This window comes from Nonomuraea sp. NPDC050556, from assembly GCF_044457355.1.
In the GTDB taxonomy this organism is placed as follows: Bacteria; Actinomycetota; Actinomycetes; order Streptosporangiales; family Streptosporangiaceae; genus Nonomuraea.
This window is the reverse complement of sequence record NZ_JBITGU010000001.1, coordinates 65282-83244: the sequence shown is the minus strand read 5'-3', so window position 1 is coordinate 83244 and position 17963 is coordinate 65282. Positions and strand designations below refer to the sequence as shown.

At 70.7% G+C, this 17963-nt stretch carries 16 protein-coding genes; 6 read left to right on the top strand and 10 right to left on the bottom strand.

The window, feature by feature from the left end; genetic code table 11:
• Positions 1-6: 6 nt before the first annotated feature.
• The 8 genes from ACIBG8_RS00420 to ACIBG8_RS00385 all read right to left on the bottom strand — a co-directional run bounded on the left by ACIBG8_RS00420 (position 7) and on the right by ACIBG8_RS00385 (position 7901).
• The gene (locus tag ACIBG8_RS00420) at positions 7-1026 is read right to left on the bottom strand and encodes an ornithine cyclodeaminase family protein (RefSeq protein WP_397340248.1); all 1020 of its coding nucleotides are present in this window, start codon (positions 1024-1026) and stop codon (positions 7-9) included.
• 249 nt (positions 1027-1275) lie between these two features.
• On the bottom strand, positions 1276-2226 hold the full coding sequence (locus tag ACIBG8_RS00415) for a proline racemase family protein (RefSeq protein WP_397340247.1): 951 nt from the start codon (positions 2224-2226) through the stop codon (positions 1276-1278).
• The gene (locus tag ACIBG8_RS00410) at positions 2223-3224 is read right to left on the bottom strand and encodes a proline racemase family protein (protein WP_397340246.1); all 1002 of its coding nucleotides are present in this window, start codon (positions 3222-3224) and stop codon (positions 2223-2225) included. Before ACIBG8_RS00410 ends, ACIBG8_RS00415 begins: the two co-directional genes overlap by 4 nt.
• On the bottom strand, positions 3221-4081 hold the full coding sequence (locus tag ACIBG8_RS00405) for a dihydrodipicolinate synthase family protein (protein ID WP_397340245.1): 861 nt from the start codon (positions 4079-4081) through the stop codon (positions 3221-3223). Before ACIBG8_RS00405 ends, ACIBG8_RS00410 begins: the two co-directional genes overlap by 4 nt.
• A gap of 16 nt (positions 4082-4097) precedes the next feature.
• Positions 4098-5414, bottom strand: coding sequence for an FAD-dependent oxidoreductase (locus ACIBG8_RS00400; protein ID WP_397340244.1), 1317 nt, complete (start codon positions 5412-5414; stop codon positions 4098-4100).
• On the bottom strand, positions 5411-5653 hold the full coding sequence (locus ACIBG8_RS00395; protein WP_397340243.1) for a (2Fe-2S)-binding protein: 243 nt from the start codon (positions 5651-5653) through the stop codon (positions 5411-5413). The genes ACIBG8_RS00400 and ACIBG8_RS00395 overlap by 4 nt, the downstream gene beginning before the upstream one ends.
• Positions 5653-6792, bottom strand: coding sequence for an NAD(P)/FAD-dependent oxidoreductase (locus tag ACIBG8_RS00390; RefSeq protein ID WP_397340242.1), 1140 nt, complete (start codon positions 6790-6792; stop codon positions 5653-5655). The genes ACIBG8_RS00395 and ACIBG8_RS00390 overlap by 1 nt, the downstream gene beginning before the upstream one ends.
• Positions 6793-6932: 140 nt before the next feature.
• On the bottom strand, positions 6933-7901 hold the full coding sequence (locus ACIBG8_RS00385) for a helix-turn-helix domain-containing protein (RefSeq protein ID WP_397340241.1): 969 nt from the start codon (positions 7899-7901) through the stop codon (positions 6933-6935).
• 107 nt (positions 7902-8008) lie between these two features.
• On the opposite strand from ACIBG8_RS00385, the gene ACIBG8_RS00380 reads away from it, so the two are divergent.
• The 5 genes from ACIBG8_RS00380 (at position 8009) to ACIBG8_RS00360 (ending at position 13560) form a co-directional block, all read left to right on the top strand.
• Entirely contained in the window at positions 8009-8932 is a 924-nt protein-coding gene (locus tag ACIBG8_RS00380; RefSeq protein ID WP_397340240.1) for an ABC transporter permease, read from the top strand.
• 15 nt (positions 8933-8947) lie between these two features.
• Positions 8948-10681: an ABC transporter substrate-binding protein gene (locus tag ACIBG8_RS00375; protein ID WP_397340239.1), complete on the top strand. Its 1734-nt coding sequence runs from the start codon at positions 8948-8950 to the stop codon at positions 10679-10681.
• A gap of 70 nt (positions 10682-10751) precedes the next feature.
• Complete coding sequence (locus ACIBG8_RS00370) at positions 10752-11765, top strand: ABC transporter permease (RefSeq protein WP_397340238.1); 1014 nt, start codon at positions 10752-10754, stop codon at positions 11763-11765.
• A 79-nt stretch (positions 11766-11844) separates the two neighbouring features.
• Positions 11845-12804 carry a heme A synthase gene (locus ACIBG8_RS00365; RefSeq protein WP_397340236.1) on the top strand — a complete coding sequence of 320 codons (960 nt, stop codon included), beginning with the start codon at positions 11845-11847 and terminating at the stop codon, positions 12802-12804.
• A gap of 81 nt (positions 12805-12885) precedes the next feature.
• Positions 12886-13560 (top strand): vancomycin high temperature exclusion protein, encoded by a 675-nt coding sequence (locus ACIBG8_RS00360; protein WP_397340235.1) that lies wholly within the window; start codon positions 12886-12888, stop codon positions 13558-13560.
• Here ACIBG8_RS00360 and ACIBG8_RS00355 read toward each other — a convergent pair.
• Positions 13544-14680, bottom strand: a complete 1137-nt coding sequence (locus ACIBG8_RS00355) for a PrsW family intramembrane metalloprotease (protein WP_397340234.1) — start codon at positions 14678-14680, stop codon at positions 13544-13546. The two genes, ACIBG8_RS00360 and ACIBG8_RS00355, sit on opposite strands and share 17 nt — an antisense overlap.
• Before the next feature lie 29 nt (positions 14681-14709).
• Positions 14710-15654 carry a heme o synthase gene (locus ACIBG8_RS00350; protein WP_397340232.1) on the bottom strand — a complete coding sequence of 315 codons (945 nt, stop codon included), beginning with the start codon at positions 15652-15654 and terminating at the stop codon, positions 14710-14712.
• Positions 15655-15839: 185 nt separating this feature from the next.
• Here ACIBG8_RS00350 and tkt point away from each other — a divergent pair, with 185 nt between their 5' ends.
• Positions 15840-17963: a transketolase gene (gene tkt, locus ACIBG8_RS00345; RefSeq protein WP_397340230.1), complete on the top strand. Its 2124-nt coding sequence runs from the start codon at positions 15840-15842 to the stop codon at positions 17961-17963.

Sequence of the window (17963 nt, the reverse complement as noted above, 5' to 3'; positions counted from 1 at the left end):
TTCGCTTCATGCCTGCCACGCCTCGTATGCGGCCGCCGCGACCACCAGGTCCTCCCACGCCATACCCACGCTCTTGAAGACGCGGGGGCGGGGGCCGGCGATCACCCGTCCGGCGATCAGCTCGGCGAGGTTTCCGGCGAGATGACCACTGGTGATCGTACCGTGGCTCAACGGCACGATCACATCCCCCGCTTCCGCGAGGGCCGCGGACCTGGCCTCGACCACCAGGGTGGAGCGGGCGATGAGGTCGTCGTCGAGCTCCCTGGCGTCGGGTTCGTGGGAGCCGACGGCGACGGCGGTGACGGTGTCGCGGGCGAGCTTGCCGTCGAAGAGCGGGGTCCTGGCGGTGGTGCAGCACACGATGAGCTCAGCCTCACCGACCGCCTCCGCGACCGTGACATCCCCGAAGGCTCCCGAGGAGGAAGCGCTGAGGGCTCCTGCGCCGGGGGCCGGGGCGCCGGGTTGGGTTGCGGTGAGGGGGTCGTGGGCGAGGCGGGTGGGGAGGCCGAGGGCTTGGCAGCGGGTGGCCAGGGCCTGCGCCCGCTCGAGGTCGCGGCCCGCGATGGTGACTCTCGTCAGGGGGCGTACGGCGTGCAGGGCGAGCACGTGGCCCCACGCCTGGGGGCCGCTGCCGAAGACCAGCAGGTCCCCGGCGTCCGGCTCGGCCAGGTGTTTGACGGCCAGCGCCGAGACGGCGGGGGTGCGCAGGGTGGTGAGGGCCATGCCGTCCATGGCGGCCAGCGGGGCGAGGGTGTCGCCGTCGAACAGCAGGTACGTCCCCTGGATCCTGGGCAGGCCGCGCGCCGGGTTTCCCGGGGCGACGGTGACCGCCTTGACCCCGGCGTAGCGTCCCGCGGCTGCGGGCATCATGAGCAGCTGCCCGCCGGGGAGGTCGACGAGGGGGCGCTGCGGGGTGTCCTCGGGGTCGAGACCTGCGTGTAGGGCGTCCTCAAGCACCTGTACGGCACGCGACACGGGTACGAGGCGTTCGAGGGTGGCCGCGTCGAGGTAGGGCAGGGCGCTCATGTGCCCAGCATCGCGGGCCGCGCCGCCCGGAGGGAAGAGGCGCAGGTCAATGAAGTCCTCCGGGCGAAGAAGGGAGGATCCTCGGAGGAGAGACAACCACCCTCGGAGAGACGACCCTTCGCGAGGGAGTAACCGCCCAGGGAAGGGCAGGGCGGCCCGAGGGCGCGGGACCGGCCAGAGGCGCGCGACGGCTCTCAAGGCACGGGGCGGCCCTGAAGTGTGGAGCCGCCCCGAAGCATCGGGTGGGGGTCATCGGAGGGTGAAGCCGGTGCCGAGGGGGTCGTCGGGGTCCAGCTCGAAGCTGTGGTGTCCCGTCCGGTACGCCATGCCGTCGATCTCCGGGATCACGCCCTGGGGTGTCACCTCGACCACCCGCCCCGTGAAGACGGTGCCCACGATGCTCTCGTGGACCAGTGTCCCCGTGAACCCCTCCCCGTGCAGCAACGCCAGCCGCGCAGCCGTACCAGACCCGCAAGGAGACCGGTCGACCTCACCGTCGGCGAAGACAGTCACGTTGCGCTGCCGCCCGGGCTCCAGCTCGTCGTAGAAGATCACGCCGTAGATCCCCGACAGCCGGTCGTCGGCGGGGTGAAGAGAGGCAGGGTGTCCCGCCAGGTCGGCCTTGATGCGACGGGCCCGGGCGATCAACGCCGTCAGGTCCCCGGGCGTCACCGACAACCCGACCGAGGCCGCGGGCACCGAGGCGTAGATGGCCCCGCCGTACGCGATGTCGACCTTGACCCCGTCGGCCACCACCCCGCGCGCCAGCACGAACGACGGCACGTTCCGGAACGTCACCGACGTGATCCGCCCCTCGGAGCAGACCACCCGCGCCACCACCCGCCCGGACGGCACGTCGATGACCACGTCCGTGACACCAGACGGCGCGGCGGGGACCAGGCCCTCGCGCACCGCGTGCACCCCCAGGGCGATCGTCCCGTGCCCGCAGGCGGTGGAATAGCCGTCCTTGTGCCAGAACAGCACCCCGAAATGCGCCCCGGGATCGTCCGGCGGCACGAGGAAGCACCCGTACATGTCCGCGTGCCCCCGCGGCTCATGGCACAGCAGCCTGCGCACGTGGTCCACCTGTACGGCGTTGCTCCGGCGTTCGAGGACGGTACGCCCGGGGATGTCCGGCACCCCGCCGGTGGCGATCCTGAACGGCTCACCACCGGTGTGATAGTCGATCGTCGAGATCAAAGGATGAAACCTTCGGGGAAGGGGTCGCGGGGGTCGAGGAAGTACTGCGCGGTGCCGGTGACCCAGGCGCGCCCGGTGATCGTGGGCACCACGGCCGGGCGCCCGCCGACGGTGGTCTCCTCCACGAGCCTGCCGACGAACCGGGTGCCGATGAACGACTCGTTCACGAAGTCCTGCCCGACGGGCAGCTCGCCGCGCGCGTGCAGCTGGGCCATCCTGGCGCTGGTGCCGGTACCGCACGGGGAGCGGTCGAACCACCCCGGGTAGATCGCCATCGCATGCCTGGAGTGTGCCGCATCGGAGCCGGGCGCGGCGAAGTAGACGTGGTGGCAGCCGCGGATCCGGTCGTCCTCGGGGTGGACCGGCTCGTCCACCCCGTTGATCGCCTCCATCGTCGCCAGCCCGGCGGCGAGGATCTCGTTCTTGGCCGACCGGTCGAACGGCAGCTTGTAGGAGTCCAGGTCGACGATGGCATAGAAGTTGCCCCCATACGCCAGGTCGTAAGAAATCCGCCCATAGCCGGGGACCTCGACGAAGGCGTCGAGGCGCTCGGAGAAGCTGGGCACGTTGCGCAGCGTCACCGACATCGCCATGCCGTCCTGCACGGCCACGTCCACCACGACGAGCCCGGCGGGAACCTCCAGCCGCACGGTGGTGACGGGCTCGACGACCTCGACCATGCCCGTCTCGACGAGTACGGTCGCCACCCCGATCGTGCCGTGCCCGCACATCGGCAGGTACCCGGACACCTCGATGAACAGCACCCCCCAGTCCGCGTCCGGCCTGGTCGGCGGCTGCAGGATGGCGCCGCTCATCGCGGAGTGCCCGCGCGGCTCGTTCATCAGCAGCTGCTTGATGTGGTCGAAGTTGTCGCGGAAGTAGATGCGCCGCTCGGCCATGGAGTTGCCGGGGATCACGCCGACGCCGCCGGTGATGACCCGGGTCGGCATGCCCTCGGTGTGGGAGTCGACGGCGTGGAAGACGCGCTTGGTCCTCATCGCAGCCCCTCCGCGAGGACCTTCTCCGTGGCGGCGCGCACGACGGCCTCCTGCTCGGGGGTGAGGGGCAGCCTGGGCGCGCGGCACGGGCCGCCGCGGCGGCCCGCGAGGTCCATGGACAGCTTGATGGCCTGGACGAACTCGGTCTTGGAGTCCCAGCGCAGCAGCGGGTGCAGGGTGCGGTAGAGCGGCAGCGCGGTGTCGAGGTCGCCGGCGATCGCGGCCCGGTAGAGGGCGACGTTGGAGGCGGGCAGCGCGTTGGGGTATCCGGCGATCCAGCCGACGGCCCCGGCCAGCGCCAGCTCCAGCAGCACGTCGTCGGAGCCGATCAGCAGGTCGAGCCCGGGGGCGAGCTCGGCCAGCTCGTAGGCGCGGCGCGGGTCGCCGGTGAACTCCTTGACCGCGACGATGAGCCCCTCGTCGAACAGCTTGGCCAGCAGCGCCGGGGTAAGGTCGACCTTGGTGTCGTAGGGGTTGTTGTAGGCCACGATCGGCACCCCGGCCTTGGCCACCTCGCGGTAGTGCTCAAGGACGATGCGCTCGTCGGCGCGGTAGGAGTTGGGCGGCAGCAGCAGCACCGACTCGCAGCCCGCGTCGCGCGCCACCGAGGCCCAGCGCCGCGACTCGGCGGAGCCGTACGCGCCCACGCCCGGCATCACGTTGCGCCCGCCGACGGCTTCGACGGCCACCTCGACGATCCTGGCCCGCTCCTCGGCGGTCAGCGTCTGGTACTCGCCAAGGGAGCCGTTGGGCACCACGCCGTCGCAGCCCTGTTCCACCAGCCACCGGCAGTGCTCGCCATAGCCGTCGAAGTCGACGGACAGGTCATCGCGCAGGGGTGTCGCCGTGGCCACCATGACTCCATGCCAAGGCTTAACGCGATTCGTCATCATTGATCCTCTCAAGCGAACCCAGCGTGATGGGCTGGGCGATGGGACGGCGGGGAGCCTGGGGACGCTCCCCCGCCAGGCAGGAGACGGCGTAGCCGCACATCCGCCCCTGGCACCAGCCCATACCGGGCCTGGCCAGCAGTTTGATGGAACGGGCCTCGGTGGCGCCCAGCTCCTGCGCCTCGCGCACGCGCGACAGCGGCACCTCCTCGCAGCGGCAGACGAGCGTGTCGTCGCGCAGCCAGCTCTGCCAGCCCGGCCGTACGGGGTAGGCCTCGTGCAGCGCGGCCGCGAAGGCACGCAGCCGGGCCCGCCTGCGCAGCAGCAGTCCGGGTACGGCGACGCCGGACAGGGACAGTCCCGCGATGCGCCCCTCGACCTCGGCGAGCACAGCGCCGCCCACGCCGGTCGGTTCGCCGGCCGCGTAGACGCCGGGCACGCTGGTGCACTGGGCCGCGTCGACGGTGACGATGGGGCTGCCGTCGGCGTCGTGCCCGGTGGCGCAGCCGAGCTGGGTGAGCAGGTCGAGCTGCGGGACGAAGCCGTAGCCCGTGGCGAGCGTGTCGCACTCCACGGTCCGCGTGGACAGCACGTTCCAGTCGCGGTCGAGCTTGGCGACCGTCACGTGGGTGAGCCGGTCGTCGCCGTGCGCGGCGACCACGGCGTGTCTGGTCCTGTACGGCACGCGGTGCCTGGCCAGCGCGAAGCCGTACCCGGCCGCCTCGCCTGTCTTGGCAGCGGCGAGCACCGGGTGCCTGGCCAGCCCGAGGCCGCGGTTGGCCTCGAACACGCCCACCACGTCGGCGGCGAGCGAGGCGGCGACGGGCAGCAGGAACGGGCCGGTGCCCGAGACGACGACGCGGCGGCCGGCGCGCACGTTGTTGCCCTTGAGCAGCGCCTGCGCGCCTCCTGCCGTGAGGACGCCGGGCAGGTCCCAGCCGGGGAAGGGCAGGGGGCGGTCGTGCGCGCCGGTCGCGATGAGCAGCCGGGTCCCGCGCACGGTGACGGGCGTCTCGCCCGCGAGCGCGTGGACGGCGAAGCCTTCGTCCTCCCGCGAGACGGCCCAGACCTGGTGGCCGGTCAGCACGTCCGCGCGCTCGCCCAGGGCGTCGGCCTGCCGCAGGAAGCGGTCGAGGCCGTGGTGAAGGTCCTGGGGTGAGGCTGAGTGGCGGAAGTACTGCCCGCCGAGCCTCGGCCCCGCGTCCAGCAAGGCGACGCGCAGACCAGCGAGCGCCGCGGAGAGCGCGCCCGCGACCCCGGATGGGCCACCGCCGACGACAACGAGGTCATACGTGGTCATGAGGTGCTCACCTCGTCGCCGGGCCGGGCCTCCAGCAGGCAGGCGCGCTGCTCGCGGGCGCCGTTGACGCTGACCAGGCAGTCGAAGCACACGCCGATGCCGCAGAACAGCCCGCGCGGCCGCCCGCCGAACCTGGTCGTGCGCCACGAGACGATCCCGGCCGCGTGCAGCGCGGCGCCGATCGTCTGGCCGGGCGCCACGGGCACCGGGCGGCCGTCCACCGAGATCTCGAAGGCCATCACGACTCCTGGGCGAAACGGTCGGGGCGGAACGGGTGCAGGTCCAGGTCGGTGCCCGTCTCGCTGAGCTGCTGGGCGAGCAGGTAGCCGGTCGCCGGGGCCAGCCCGATGCCCGCGCCCTCGTGCCCGCACGCGTGGTAGAGGCCGGGCAGCCGCGGGTCGGCGCCGATCACCGGCAGGTGGTCGGGGCAGTAGGGGCGGAAGCCCAGGTAGGACCGGATGACACGGACGTCGCACAGCACCGGGAACAGCGCGGTCGCCTGCGCGGCGAGCCGTCCGAGGACGGGCAGCGACATCTCGCGGGAGAAGCCGACGCGTTCCCTGCTGGCGCCGATGAGGACGGTACCCGCCGGGGTGCCCTCCACGACGGCCGAGGTCTCCAGCGCCTCAGAGGAGCTGGCCACGTTGGTGACGTAGGCGGCGGTGTAGACCTTGTGCCTGATCAGGGGGTCGCGCAGGGGCTCGGTGACGAGGATGAAGCCGCGTCTGGGCAGGATGGGCAGGTGCGCGCCGCCCATCGCGGCGATCTCGCCGCCCCAGGTGCCCGCCGCGTTGACGACCGCGCCGCCGAGGATGTCGCCGTGGTCCGTACGGACTCCTGTGACGCGGCCTGAGGACTGGATGAGGCCGGTCACCGTCACGCCGGTGCGCAGGCGCAGCGCGCCGTGCCCGTAGGCCTCCGCGCCGTGCCTGATGAGCTGGGCCGCGGCGAGCATGGGCTGCACCTGGGCGTCCTGCGGGTAGTAGACGCCGCCGGCCAGGCCGGGGGCCAGGTGCGGCTCGTAGCCGTGCAGCGCGGGGCCGGGGACGACCGTGTGCTCGACGCCCTGCTTGACGGCCAGGTCGGTCAGTTGCTCCTGCACCTGCGGGGTCTCGGCGACGACCAGGCCGCCCTTGGCCTCGAACTCGAAGCCGCCGTGCTCGGCCAGGTCGCGCCAGAGGCGGTTGGACAGCAGCGCCAGGTCCAGCTCCGGTCCCGGCTCCTTGTCGGAGACCAGGATGTTGCCCTCGCCCGCGCCGGTCGTGCCCGCCGCGACCGGCCCCCGATCGACCACGGTCACGTCCAGCCCGGCGCGTGCCGCATAGTAGGCACAGGCCGCGCCGACGACCCCGGCGCCGATGATGATCACATCGGACATTCTGCAGTCCCACCTCCTTCCAGTAATATGTCACATATTCCGACTGGAGGGAACCCGCACCACACCCACGCCCACCTGGATGCGGACCTTGTAGATGACTACCCCTGCCGCGCCTCGATGGCACACGCGCCGCCCGGCACCTACCCGGCCTGGTTGAGCAGCTCGGTCGCCAGCGACGTGCGCTGGTAGAGGACGGCCCTGCCGTCCCGGCGCGAGGTCACCAGGCTGCTGCGGCGCAGCACCGACAGGTGCTGGCTCACCGCGGCCGGCGTCAGCCCCATGTACCCGGCCAGCTGCGTCGTCGACAGCGGCAGCTCCAGGTGCGCCAGCAGGCTGGCCCTGCTCCGCCCGATCAGGTCGCTCAGCGGCTCCTGCGCCATGTCCGGGATCTGGTTCCACACGTTGGCCACCCCGCGCGGCGCGTAGGAGAACGCCGACTGCCGCGGCTCGTCGAACAGCATGATCAGCTGCGGCCAGGCGAACACGCACGGGATGAGCACCAGCCCAGACCCGTTGAGCCGGTGCTCGCCCTTCCACCGCGGCGACAGCACCCGCATCCCCTCGGCCGAGTGCTCGATCCCCGGGTGCAGGTCGGCCAGCAGCTTGGCCAGCCCGCCCGTGGTGACCGCCTGGGCCCGGTAGCCGAGGTCGGCGTCGGCGACCGCGCGCAGCCTCGGCCACACCGGACGCACCGCGACCTTCCAGTACACGCTCAGCTCGTCGGCCACCTTGCCCAGCTCGCGCTCCGGGTCGTCGTAGAGCGCTGCCAGCACGGCGGGCACCTCGTCGTACATCTCGTCGATGGAGGCCCGCACCAGCGACGGCGACGAGGCGCGCACCCGCTCCAGCTCCTCCTCGAACTCCGCGCTCATCCGCACCGGCGGCGGGGTGAGGAAGTCGGCCGACCAGTGCGGCCCTCCCACCAGCGCGGGAAGGATCCGCAGGCGCACCCCGCGCAGCATCGGCTCGACGGCGCTCACCCACGGGCGGAAGACCGTCTGGCGGCCCGGGTCGCCCAGCAACTGCAGGGAGCTCGCCAGCTCTCCCATGGGCGAGCGGGCGAAGCGGATCCTGGCCAGGTCGTCGGGGCCGAGATGAATCTCGATCACACCGGGAACCGTACCCGGGTTGTGTCGTGACGAGGTCACGGCCTCGTGACCATTAAGCGCAAACGAAATCGTGGCTGCTCAGAGCCGCCTGGCGGCACGCTTCCCGCATGGTCGTCGAAGGCAGGTCGCTGGGGCGGATCGCCCTTTCCAGGCTGCGGCGCGATCGCGTGGCCATGGCCGGCGCGGGCGTCGTGGCGCTGCTCGTGCTGGGGTCGGTGTTCGCCCCGGCGATCGTGGCGCTGCTGGGCCACCCGCCCAACGAGTTCCACGGCGACCAGATCGACCAGACGCTCCTGGCGCCCAAGGCCGCCTTCGGCGGCATCAGCAGGGAGTTCCTGTTCGGCGTCGAACCGGTCAACGGCCGCGACCTGTTCAGCCGCATCATGTACGGCTCGCGCGTCTCGCTGCTGATCGCGTTCCTCGCCACGGCGCTGTCGCTGGTCATCGGGACGGCGGCGGGGCTGGTCGCCGGATATTTCGGCGGCTGGGTGGATCTGGTGGTCAGCAAGGCGATGGACGTGTTCCTGGCCTTCCCGCTGCTCGTGTTCGCGATCGCGCTCGTGGGCGTGATCCCCGACCACGCCTTCGGGCTCAGCGGCGACACCCTGCGCATGGCGCTGCTGGTGGTCATCATCGGCTTCTTCAGCTGGCCGTACGTGGGGCGCATCATCCGCGGGCAGACGCTGTCCATCCGCGGCCGCGAGTACGTCGAGGCGGCTCGCAGCCTCGGGGCGGGCGCGCCGTACATCATCGTCAGGGAGATCCTGCCGAACCTGGCGGCGCCGATCCTCATCTACTTCACGCTGCTGATCCCGACCAACATCCTGCTCGAAGCGGGGCTGTCCTTCCTGGGCGTCGGGGTGCGGCCACCCACGCCGACCTGGGGCGGGATGCTGGCCGACGCGGTGAACTTCTACACCATCTCCCCTCATTTCATGATCTTTCCAGGCTTGGCGATCTTCGTCACGGTCCTGGGCTTCAACCTCTTCGGCGACGGGCTGCGCGACGCGCTCGACCCCAAGGCGCGCTGAGATCCAAGGAGAAGCATGAGAAAGCTCGTATTAACCGCGACAGCCGTCGCCCTGGCCGTGTCCGGCTGCGGTGGTGGCGCCAAGCAGGCCTCCCCGCAGGCCAAGGCGGCGGAGCAGTTCAACGCCGCGCTCACCGAGGTGACCAACCCTTCAGACAAGAAGGGCGGCACGCTGCGGCTGGCCAACACCGACGACTGGGACAGCCTCGACCCCGGCGACACCTACTACGGCTACTCCTGGAACTTCGCCAGGCTGTACGGCAGGGCCCTGATGATGTCGCAGCCCGCGCCGGGCAGCGGCGGGCTCAAGCACGTGCCCGACCTGGCCGAGGCGCCCGGCGTGTCCAGCGACGGCGGCAAGACGTGGACCTACCGGCTGCGCGAGGGGGTGAAGTTCGAGGACGGCACCCCGGTCACCTCCAAGGACGTGAAGTACGCGGTGCTGCGCTCCACGGACTCGGAGATCCTGCGCAACGGGCCGCGTTACTTCGCCTCGTTCCTCGACCTGCAGGGCTACCGGGGACCGTACAAGGACAAGGGCAAGGACACCAAGGCGATCGAGACGCCGGACGACAGGACGGTCGTCTTCCACCTGAAGAAGCCCTACGGCGGGTTCGACTACTTCGCCGCGCTGCCGCAGACCGTGCCCGTGCCCGAGGCCAAGGACACCGGGATCAAGTACCGCGAGCACCCGGTCGCGACGGGACCGTACAAGTTCGAGACCGTGCAGCCGGGCAAGCAGTACACGCTGGTGCGCAACGACCAGTGGGACCCGGCGACCGACCCGTGGCGCAAGGCGCTGCCCGACCGCATCGAGGTCGCGCTCAAGGTCAACGGCAACGACATGGACGCCAGGGTCCTGGCCGGGACGCTGCACGCCGACATCTCGGGCAACGGCCTGCAGCAGGCGGCCGTGGGCAAGGTCCTCGGCAACCCGCAGATGCGCGCGAACGCCGACAACCCGGGGGTCGCGGCGGTCAACTACGTGGCGGTCAACTCGCAGGTCCCGCCGCTGGACAACCTCGACTGCCGCAAGGCGGTGATCTACGCCCAGGACAAGCTGGCCTGGCAGACCGCCGTCGGCGGCGAGGTGGCCGGTGGGCAGATCGCCACGAGCCTGCTCATGCCCGGCATCCCCGGCTACACCCGCACCGACGTCTACCCGGCGGGCGCCGACCAGCACGGCGACGTGGCCAAGGCCAGGGAGCACCTGGCCAAGTGCGGCAAGCCGGACGGCTTCGAGATGGCCATGGCCTACCGCGGCGAGCGGCCCAAGGAGAAGGCGGCGGCCGAGGCCACCCAGCAGGCGCTGGCCAGGGTCGGCATCAAGCTGACGCTCAAGTCGTATCCGGCGGGCGACTACTTCGCCCAGTACGCGGGCAACCCGCCGTTCGCCAAGCAGAACGGGCTCGGCCTGCTGGCCATGGCCTGGACGTGCGACTGGTTCGACGGGTTCGGCTGCCTGCAGCAGCTCGTCGACAGCAGGCTCATCCTGCCCGGCGGCGGCAACACCAACCTCAGCATCCGCAGCGACACCGTGGACGGGCTGGTCGACGAGGCGCTCGCCGAGGTCGACAACGCCAAGCGGGACGGGCTGTGGGCGCGGATCGACAAGCAGATCATGGACGAGGCGTTCGTGATCCCTGGCGCCTGGCGCAAGGTCCTGCTGTACCGCGGCAAGGGCGTGACGAACGTCTTCGTCAACGACGCCTTCGGCCACTACGACTACCTGGCGATGGGTGTGGAGTAAGTAAGGAAGGGAGACACCGGGGGTCCTGGGCGGTCCCACCCCTTCCGTCCAGGATCCCCGGTTCGCGCACATGATCACCTTCATTGTCCGCCGTGTGGCGGGAGCCCTCCTGATGCTCGTCGTGGTGAGCATCGCCACCTTCGCGATCTTCTTCCTGGTGCCTCGCCTGGCGGGGTCCAGCACCGACGCCCTGGCGGCGCGTTACGTCGGCAAGTCGGCTGACGCGCAGACGATCAGGGCGGTGGCGGACCGGCTCGGTTTCAACGACCCGCTGATCACCCAGTACGGCCGCTTCGCCAAGGCGATCGTCGCGGGGGCGGACTACGACTACGGGACGGGTGTGGAGCACTGCCCCGCGCCCTGTTTCGGCTACTCCTTCATCAGCCAGGTGCCGGTCTGGCCCGACCTGGCCGACCGCATCCCCGTCACGCTGTCCCTGGTGGTCGGGGCGTCGTCCCTGTGGTTGCTCGCGGGGGTGGCGACCGGCGTCCTGTCCGCGCTGCGCCGAGGAACGTTCTTCGACCGGGCGGCGATGACCGTGGCACTGGGCGGCGTCTCATTACCCATCTTCTTCACGGGCCTGGTGGCTTTGGCCGTCTTCAGCTACTCCCTCGGCATCACCGCAGAAGGCGGCAGCTGGTCAGACTTCACCACCAACCCTTTCCTGTGGGCATACAACCTGATCCTCCCGTGGGTGACCCTGGCCTTCCTGTACGCCGCCAGCTACGCGCGTTTGACGCGTGCGGGGATGCTGGAGGTGATGGGCGAGGACTACGTCCGTACGGCCCGCGCCAAGGGTTTGCCGGAACGCACCGTGATCGTCAGGCACGGGCTGCGCGCCGCGATCACCCCGATCGTCACCATCTTCGGGATGGACGTCGGCCTGCTCCTCGGCGGCGCCGTCCTGACGGAGAGCACCTTCTCCTTGCCGGGGATCGGCAAGTTCGCAGTGGACGCGATAGCCCGCAACGACCTCCCCCAGGTGCTGGGCGTCACCCTGGTGGGCGCGTTCTTCCTGGTGCTGGCCAACCTGGTGGTCGACGTCCTCTACGTCATAGCCGACCCCCGCGTCACAGTCTCCTGACCCCCTCACACCCCACAGCCCCGGGAAGGTGTCCTGAGCCGGTCGCGGGACCGGTGACCTGCGCCCCTACCATGAAGGCGTGAACAGCAACCTCCGCCGCCTCCTGTCCTTCTGGTATCCGACCGCGAGGTCGATGAGGGGCTGGGCGCTGGCGGCGGTCGTCGTCAACGCGGGCATCACGGTCACGGGCGTGGCCGTGCGCGTGACCGGGTCCGGGCTCGGCTGCCCGACCTGGCCCAAGTGCACCCCCGACAGCTTCATCCCCGTCGCCCACCCCGAGCTGTCGGCCGCGACCATGGCCGTGGAGTTCGGCAACCGCCTCCTCACCTTCCTGGTCCTCGCCGTCGGCGCCGCATGCGTGCTGGCCGCGATGCGGCTCAAGCCGCGCCGCCCCGCCCTGGTCAAGCTCGCCTGGCTCCAGCCCGCCGGCATCACCGCCCAGGCGCTCTGGGGCGGCCTGGTGGTCCGTACCATGCTGAACCCGGTCACCGTGAGCATGCACTTCCTCATCTCCATCGGCCTCATCGCCGGCGCCTGGATGCTCTACGCGCGCTCCAGCGAAGGCGACGCCCCCGCGGAGCGCGTCGTGCACCGCGACATCAGAAGGCTCACCCAGGTCCTCGTGCCCGCCGTCTTCGTGCTGCTCGTCGCGGGCGTCGTGGTCACCGGCACGGGGCCGCACTCCGGCGACGAGCGAGCCAGCAGGTTCGGCTTCGACATCGAGTCCGTGGCCCGCCTCCACGCCGACATCGTCTTCCTCGTGGTCGGCCTGACGTTCGCGGTGCTGTTCGCCCTGCACGTCACCGACGCCCCCAGGCACGTACGGCGAGCCGCCCTGCTCCTGCTCGGCGTCGAGCTCGCCCAGGGCCTGATCGGCTACGTGCAGTACTTCACCGCCGTCCCCGCCTTCCTGGTCGGCATGCACGTCCTCGGCTCCACCCTGGTGTGGATCACCGCCCTCCGCCTGTCCACCGCGGTACGCACCAGAGGCCCGATCCCGGCGGCAGTCGAACGCGAGCTGGCCCCCCTCCCCCACTGACCTCCCCGCACCGAGCGGGGCGGTATGCCAGGCTATGTGGGGAAAGGTCGGCCACTCCCCCACCGCGGCCCGAGGTGTGATTTGTCCCGTAAGCGGCTTAGGCGGCTCTACCAGGCGCTCGTCGCGCTCAGCGTGCTGGCGATCGCCCCGCTCACCTGGGCCTGGCTCGACAGCTCCGGCCACCGCGTCGTCGCCGGCACCCCCGGCTGGCTCCAGCAGGTCCCCGCCACGCAGGCCGCGCTGGTCCTCGGCGCCGGGCTCTACGCGGGCCACCCCTCGCCGATGCTGGCCGTCCGCCTCGACCTCGCCGCCCAGCTCTACCGCGCGGGCAAGGTCAAGGCCCTCCTGCTGTCCGGCGACAACAGCCGCAAGGACTACGACGAGCCCACCGCCATGCGCGACTACCTGCTGGCCAAGGGCGTGCCCGCCCAGGTGATGATCCTCGACTACGCGGGCTTCGACACCTGGGACTCCTGCGTACGAGCACGGAAGGTCTTCGGCGCAGGCAGTGTCACCGTGGTCACCCAGCTCTTCCACCTGCCACGCGCCGTCGCCCTGTGCAGGAAGGCCGGGCTGGCGACCGAGGGCGTCGGCGACGACTCCACCCGGCAGTGGCCCACCGCGACCTACAGCTACGCGGCCCGCGAGTTCTTCGCCGCGGCCAAGGGCTTCGCCGACGCGGTCGTGCTGCGCTCCGACCCCACGTTCCCCGGCCCCCGCGAGACGTCGCTGGAGCGCGTCATCGCCCAGCGCTGACCGGCAGGTTGGACTTCGCCGAGCTCATGCACTCCAGCAGCGCCCGCTGCTCCTGGTGGAAGGTCTGCTCGTCGATCATCGAGCGGGCCGCGCGCTCGTGCAGCAGGCCCAGCTCGGTCGCGGCGAGCTGGTAGTCGCTCATCGCCCGCGCCCCGCGCTTGCCACCGTGCGCCTTGGCCCACTGGCGCGCCTTGTTGCGCCGCGACAGCGACGACAGCATGGCGATGTCGATGCGGTCCACCAGCCCCGTCGGCTCGTACGGCGGCAGGTAGCGCTGGATGAGCGCCACGATGCGCCGCCGGTCGCGGAAGACCACCGCGATGAGCACGCACAGCACCACCAGCAGCGTCAGGTACGCCACGGCCAGACCGGGGAAGCCGCCCCACGAGGCCAGGCCGTTCCACATGCCGTGCAGCAACATCGCGCCGATCCAGCCGGCCAGGATGATGAACACCCGCTCGGAGCCGCTGCGCTGCGCCGCGTAGGCGACGGCCACGCCGATCATCGAGGTGAACAGCGGGTGCGCGAACGGCGACAGGATGCCGCGCAGCACCACCGTCACCGCCAGGCCCTGCACGCCCTGCTCGGAATTGAGGGCGGCGATGTAGTAGCTGACGTTCTCGCTCATCGCGAAGCCGAGGCCGACCATGCTGGCGTAGATGATGCCGTCGGTCGGCCCGTCGAGCTCGGCCCGCCTGAAGCGCAGCAGCCCGAGCAGGACCAGGCCCTTCATCGTCTCCTCGACGACCGGGGCGCCGAAGGTGGCCGCGATGCTGCGCGCCGCCGTCGGGTCGAGCCCGGCGGCGCCCTGGATGTAGTGCAGGTTGAGCGAGTTGACGACGCCCGCCACGAGCACCGCGACGCCCGCCCCCCAGGCGAAGGCGAAGACGAGGTTGCTGCGCGGCTCGGGCTCCATCCGGTCGAGCGCCAGCACCGCCGCCAGGAGGACGGGCACGGGCGCCAGGGCGAGCACGAGGGCGAAGAAGAACTGCACCGGCTCGCCGTTCAGCACGTCAAAAGAGAACGAGACAAGTGCGCAGATTCCGGTCAGAACCAGCCCGATGATGAGGGCGAACGAGGGGCGGTCCTTGAACACCCACCGTGGATCACGGGCCGTCATGGAGTGACTGTACCCAGACACGAGCCGGTTCAGGCCAGAAGCGGGTCGATGGCCACGGCCAGGAACAGCAGCGCGAGATAGGCGTTCGACCAGTGGAAGAAGCGCATCGGCCGCAGGTCGACGCCGGTCTTGCCCGAGTTGAGGCGGGCCAGGAGGCGGTAGACCTCCCACAGGCACATCACGCCGAGCAGCGCCGCCACGATCGGGTACATGAGCGTGGTCCCGGCCACCGGCCACAGCAGCAGCGAGCACGCGACCGTCGCCCAGGTGTAGGCGATCGACTCCAGCACGACCCGGCGCTCGGTGGCCACCACGGGCAGCATCGGGATCTTGGCCGCCGCGTAGTCCTCCTTGTAACGCATCGCCAGCGTCCACGTGTGCGGCGGCGTCCAGAAGAACACCACCCCGAACAGCACCAGCGGCGCCCAGTCGAGGCTGCCGGTGATGCCCGACCAGCCGATCACCACGGGCATGCAGCCCGCGAGGCCGCCCCACACGATGTTCTGCGACGTGCGCCGCTTGAGGAACATCGAGTAGACGAAGACGTAGAACAGGATCGCCGCCGTCGACAGCGCCGCCGCGAGCCAGTTGGTGGTTACCAGCAGGCCAATTGTCGACAAAATTCCGAGGACGATGCCGAAGACGAGCGCGTTGCGCGGCGAGACCTGGTGCCTGGCCAGCGGCCGCTTGCGCGTGCGGCGCATCTTCACGTCGATGTCGCGGTCGATGTAGCAGTTGAGCGCGTTGGCGCTGCCCGCCGACAGGGTGCCGAACACCATGACCGACAGGGCCGTCCACAGCGGCGGCAACCCGTCCGCTGCCAGGAACATCACCGGCAGGGTGGTGATGAGCAGGAGTTCGATGACCCGCGGCTTGGTCAGCGCGACGTAGGACTTGACGATGGCGCCCAGCGAGCGCGGCGCCTGGCCGGGTGCGGCCGGAGCCGTCGTCTGCCTGTTCGTGAGCACCGTCAAGGCGCTTCCAGCTGCTGCGGAGTCAACGCGTAACCTCAGAAGTAGGGCTGCAAGACTTAACGTCTCCTGCGAATAGACAAACTGTAGTCGCAGCGGTGGTCGGTCCAGCCAGCGGGTTGGTCAGCTCTGGCATGGTCGACTCAGTTAGGGTCGGTGTGGGCGGGAAAGCCGAGTAAGCAAGACCCATGAACATCGAGATTCCGGAGATCGAGCAGTTGACCACCTTTGAATGGACCGACCTCGACAAGCAGGCGGTCGACGTCGTCCGAGCCCTTGCCATGGACGCAGTGGAGAAGGCGGGCTCGGGTCACCCGGGCACCGCGATGAGTCTGGCGCCCGCCGCTTACCTGCTCTTCCAGCGGACGATGCGCCACGACCCCAGCGACCCGACGTGGGCGGGCCGTGACCGTTTCGTCCTCTCGTGCGGTCACTCCAGCCTGACCCTGTACATCCAGCTCTACCTGTCGGGCTACGGCCTCACCCTTGACGACCTCAAGGCGCTGCGCCAGTGGGAGAGCCTGACGCCGGGTCACCCCGAGCACGGGCACACCCCGGGCGTGGAGACCACGACCGGCCCGCTCGGCCAGGGCATCGGCAACGCCGTGGGCATGGCGATGGCCGCCCGCCGCGAGCGCGGACTGTTCGACCCGGACGCCGCTCCCGGTCAGAGCCCCTTCGACCACCACATCTGGTGCATCGCCTCCGAGGGTGACATCGAGGAGGGCATCAGCCACGAGGTCAGCGCGCTTGCCGGGCACCAGAAGCTGGGCAACCTGACCGTCGTCTTCGACTCCAACCACATCTCGATCGAGGACGACACGCAGATCGCCCTGTCCGAGGACGTCGTCAAGCGCTACGAGGCGTACGGCTGGCACACCCAGACCGTCGACTGGACCCGGACCGGCGAGTACGTCGAGGACGTCCAGGCCCTGCACGCCGCGCTGGAGGCCGCGCGCGCCGAGACCGACCGGCCGTCGTTCATCCGGCTGCGCACGATCATCGGCTGGCCCGCGCCGAACAAGCAGAACACCGGCAAGATCCACGGCTCCGCGCTGGGCGCCGACGAGGTCGCCGCGACGAAGAAGGTGCTGGGCATGGACCCGGCCAAGTCCTTCGACGTCCCGGCGGACGTGCTCGACCACGCGCGCGAGATCGTGGCGCGCGGCCACGCGGCCCGCGCCGCGTGGAACGTGGGCTACGACGCCTGGCGCCTGGCCAACCCGGAGCGCGCCGCCGAGTTCGACCGCATCTCCCGGCGCGAGCTGCCGGCCGACTGGGCGACCGCGCTGCCCGAGTTCGAGGTGGGCGCCTCCGTCGCGACCCGCGTCGCCTCCGGCGAGACGCTGAACGCGCTGTCGCGGGTGCTGCCCGAGCTGTGGGGCGGCTCTGCCGACCTCGCGGGCTCCAACAACACCACGATGAAGGGCGAGCCGTCCTTCATCCCCGAGGAGTACCAGACCAAGGAGTTCCCGGGTAACCGCTTCGGCCGCACGCTGCACTTCGGCATCCGCGAGCACGGCATGGGCGCGATTCTCAACGGCATCGCGCTGCACGGCGGCACCCGGCCCTACGGCGGCACGTTCCTGGTCTTCTCCGACTACATGCGGCCGGCCGTACGGCTGGCGGCGCTGATGAAGCTGCCGGTCACCTACGTGTGGACGCACGACTCCATCGGCCTGGGCGAGGACGGCCCGACGCACCAGCCGGTCGAGCACCTGTGGGCGCTGCGCGCGATCCCCGGCCTCGACGTGGTCCGTCCCGCCGACGCCAACGAGACGGCCGCCGCGTGGAAGGCCGTGCTGGAGCACAACGACCGCCCGGCCGCGCTCTCGCTGACCAGGCAGAACCTGCCGGTCTACGAGGGCACGGACGCCGACAAGGTCGCCAAGGGCGGCTACGTGCTGAGGGAGGCGACCGGCGGCCAGCCGGAGGTCGTCATCATCGGCACCGGCAGCGAGGTCGAGATCGCGGTGAACGCCCGCGAGATCCTCGAAGCCGAGGGGATCCCGACCCGCGTGGTGTCGATGCCGTGTGTCGAGTGGTTCCAGGGGCAGGACTCCGCTTACCGCCAGACGGTCCTGCCGCCCTCCGTCAAGGCCCGCGTCGCCGTCGAGGCGGGAATCGCGCTGGGCTGGCGGGAGTTCGTCGGAGATGCGGGCGAAGTGGTGAGCCTTGAGCACTTCGGCGCTTCCGCACCATACAAGACGCTGTACGAGCAGTTCGGCCTGACGGCCGAGCGCGTGGCGGTGGCGGCCAAGGCCAGCCTCGCCAAGCTCGGCCACGACAAGGGCGAGACGACGGGAAACTGA

What these genes read in the sequence shown, in the direction of transcription:
- ACIBG8_RS00410 (WP_397340246.1), bottom strand. Translation starts at nt 3,224, where the DNA reads ATGAGGACCAAGCGCGTCTTCCACGCCGTCGACTCCCACACCGAGGGC.
- ACIBG8_RS00420 (WP_397340248.1), bottom strand. Translation starts at nt 1,026, where the DNA reads ATGAGCGCCCTGCCCTACCTCGACGCGGCCACCCTCGAACGCCTCGTA.
- ACIBG8_RS00370 (WP_397340238.1), top strand. Translation starts at nt 10,752, where the DNA reads ATGATCACCTTCATTGTCCGCCGTGTGGCGGGAGCCCTCCTGATGCTC.
- ACIBG8_RS00405 (WP_397340245.1), bottom strand. Translation starts at nt 4,081, where the DNA reads ATGGTGGCCACGGCGACACCCCTGCGCGATGACCTGTCCGTCGACTTC.
- ACIBG8_RS00380 (WP_397340240.1), top strand. Translation starts at nt 8,009, where the DNA reads ATGGTCGTCGAAGGCAGGTCGCTGGGGCGGATCGCCCTTTCCAGGCTG.
- tkt (WP_397340230.1), top strand. Translation starts at nt 15,840, where the DNA reads ATGAACATCGAGATTCCGGAGATCGAGCAGTTGACCACCTTTGAATGG.
- ACIBG8_RS00395 (WP_397340243.1), bottom strand. Translation starts at nt 5,653, where the DNA reads ATGGCCTTCGAGATCTCGGTGGACGGCCGCCCGGTGCCCGTGGCGCCC.
- ACIBG8_RS00375 (WP_397340239.1), top strand. Translation starts at nt 8,948, where the DNA reads ATGAGAAAGCTCGTATTAACCGCGACAGCCGTCGCCCTGGCCGTGTCC.
- ACIBG8_RS00355 (WP_397340234.1), bottom strand. Translation starts at nt 14,680, where the DNA reads ATGACGGCCCGTGATCCACGGTGGGTGTTCAAGGACCGCCCCTCGTTC.
- ACIBG8_RS00390 (WP_397340242.1), bottom strand. Translation starts at nt 6,792, where the DNA reads ATGTCCGATGTGATCATCATCGGCGCCGGGGTCGTCGGCGCGGCCTGT.
- ACIBG8_RS00400 (WP_397340244.1), bottom strand. Translation starts at nt 5,414, where the DNA reads ATGACCACGTATGACCTCGTTGTCGTCGGCGGTGGCCCATCCGGGGTC.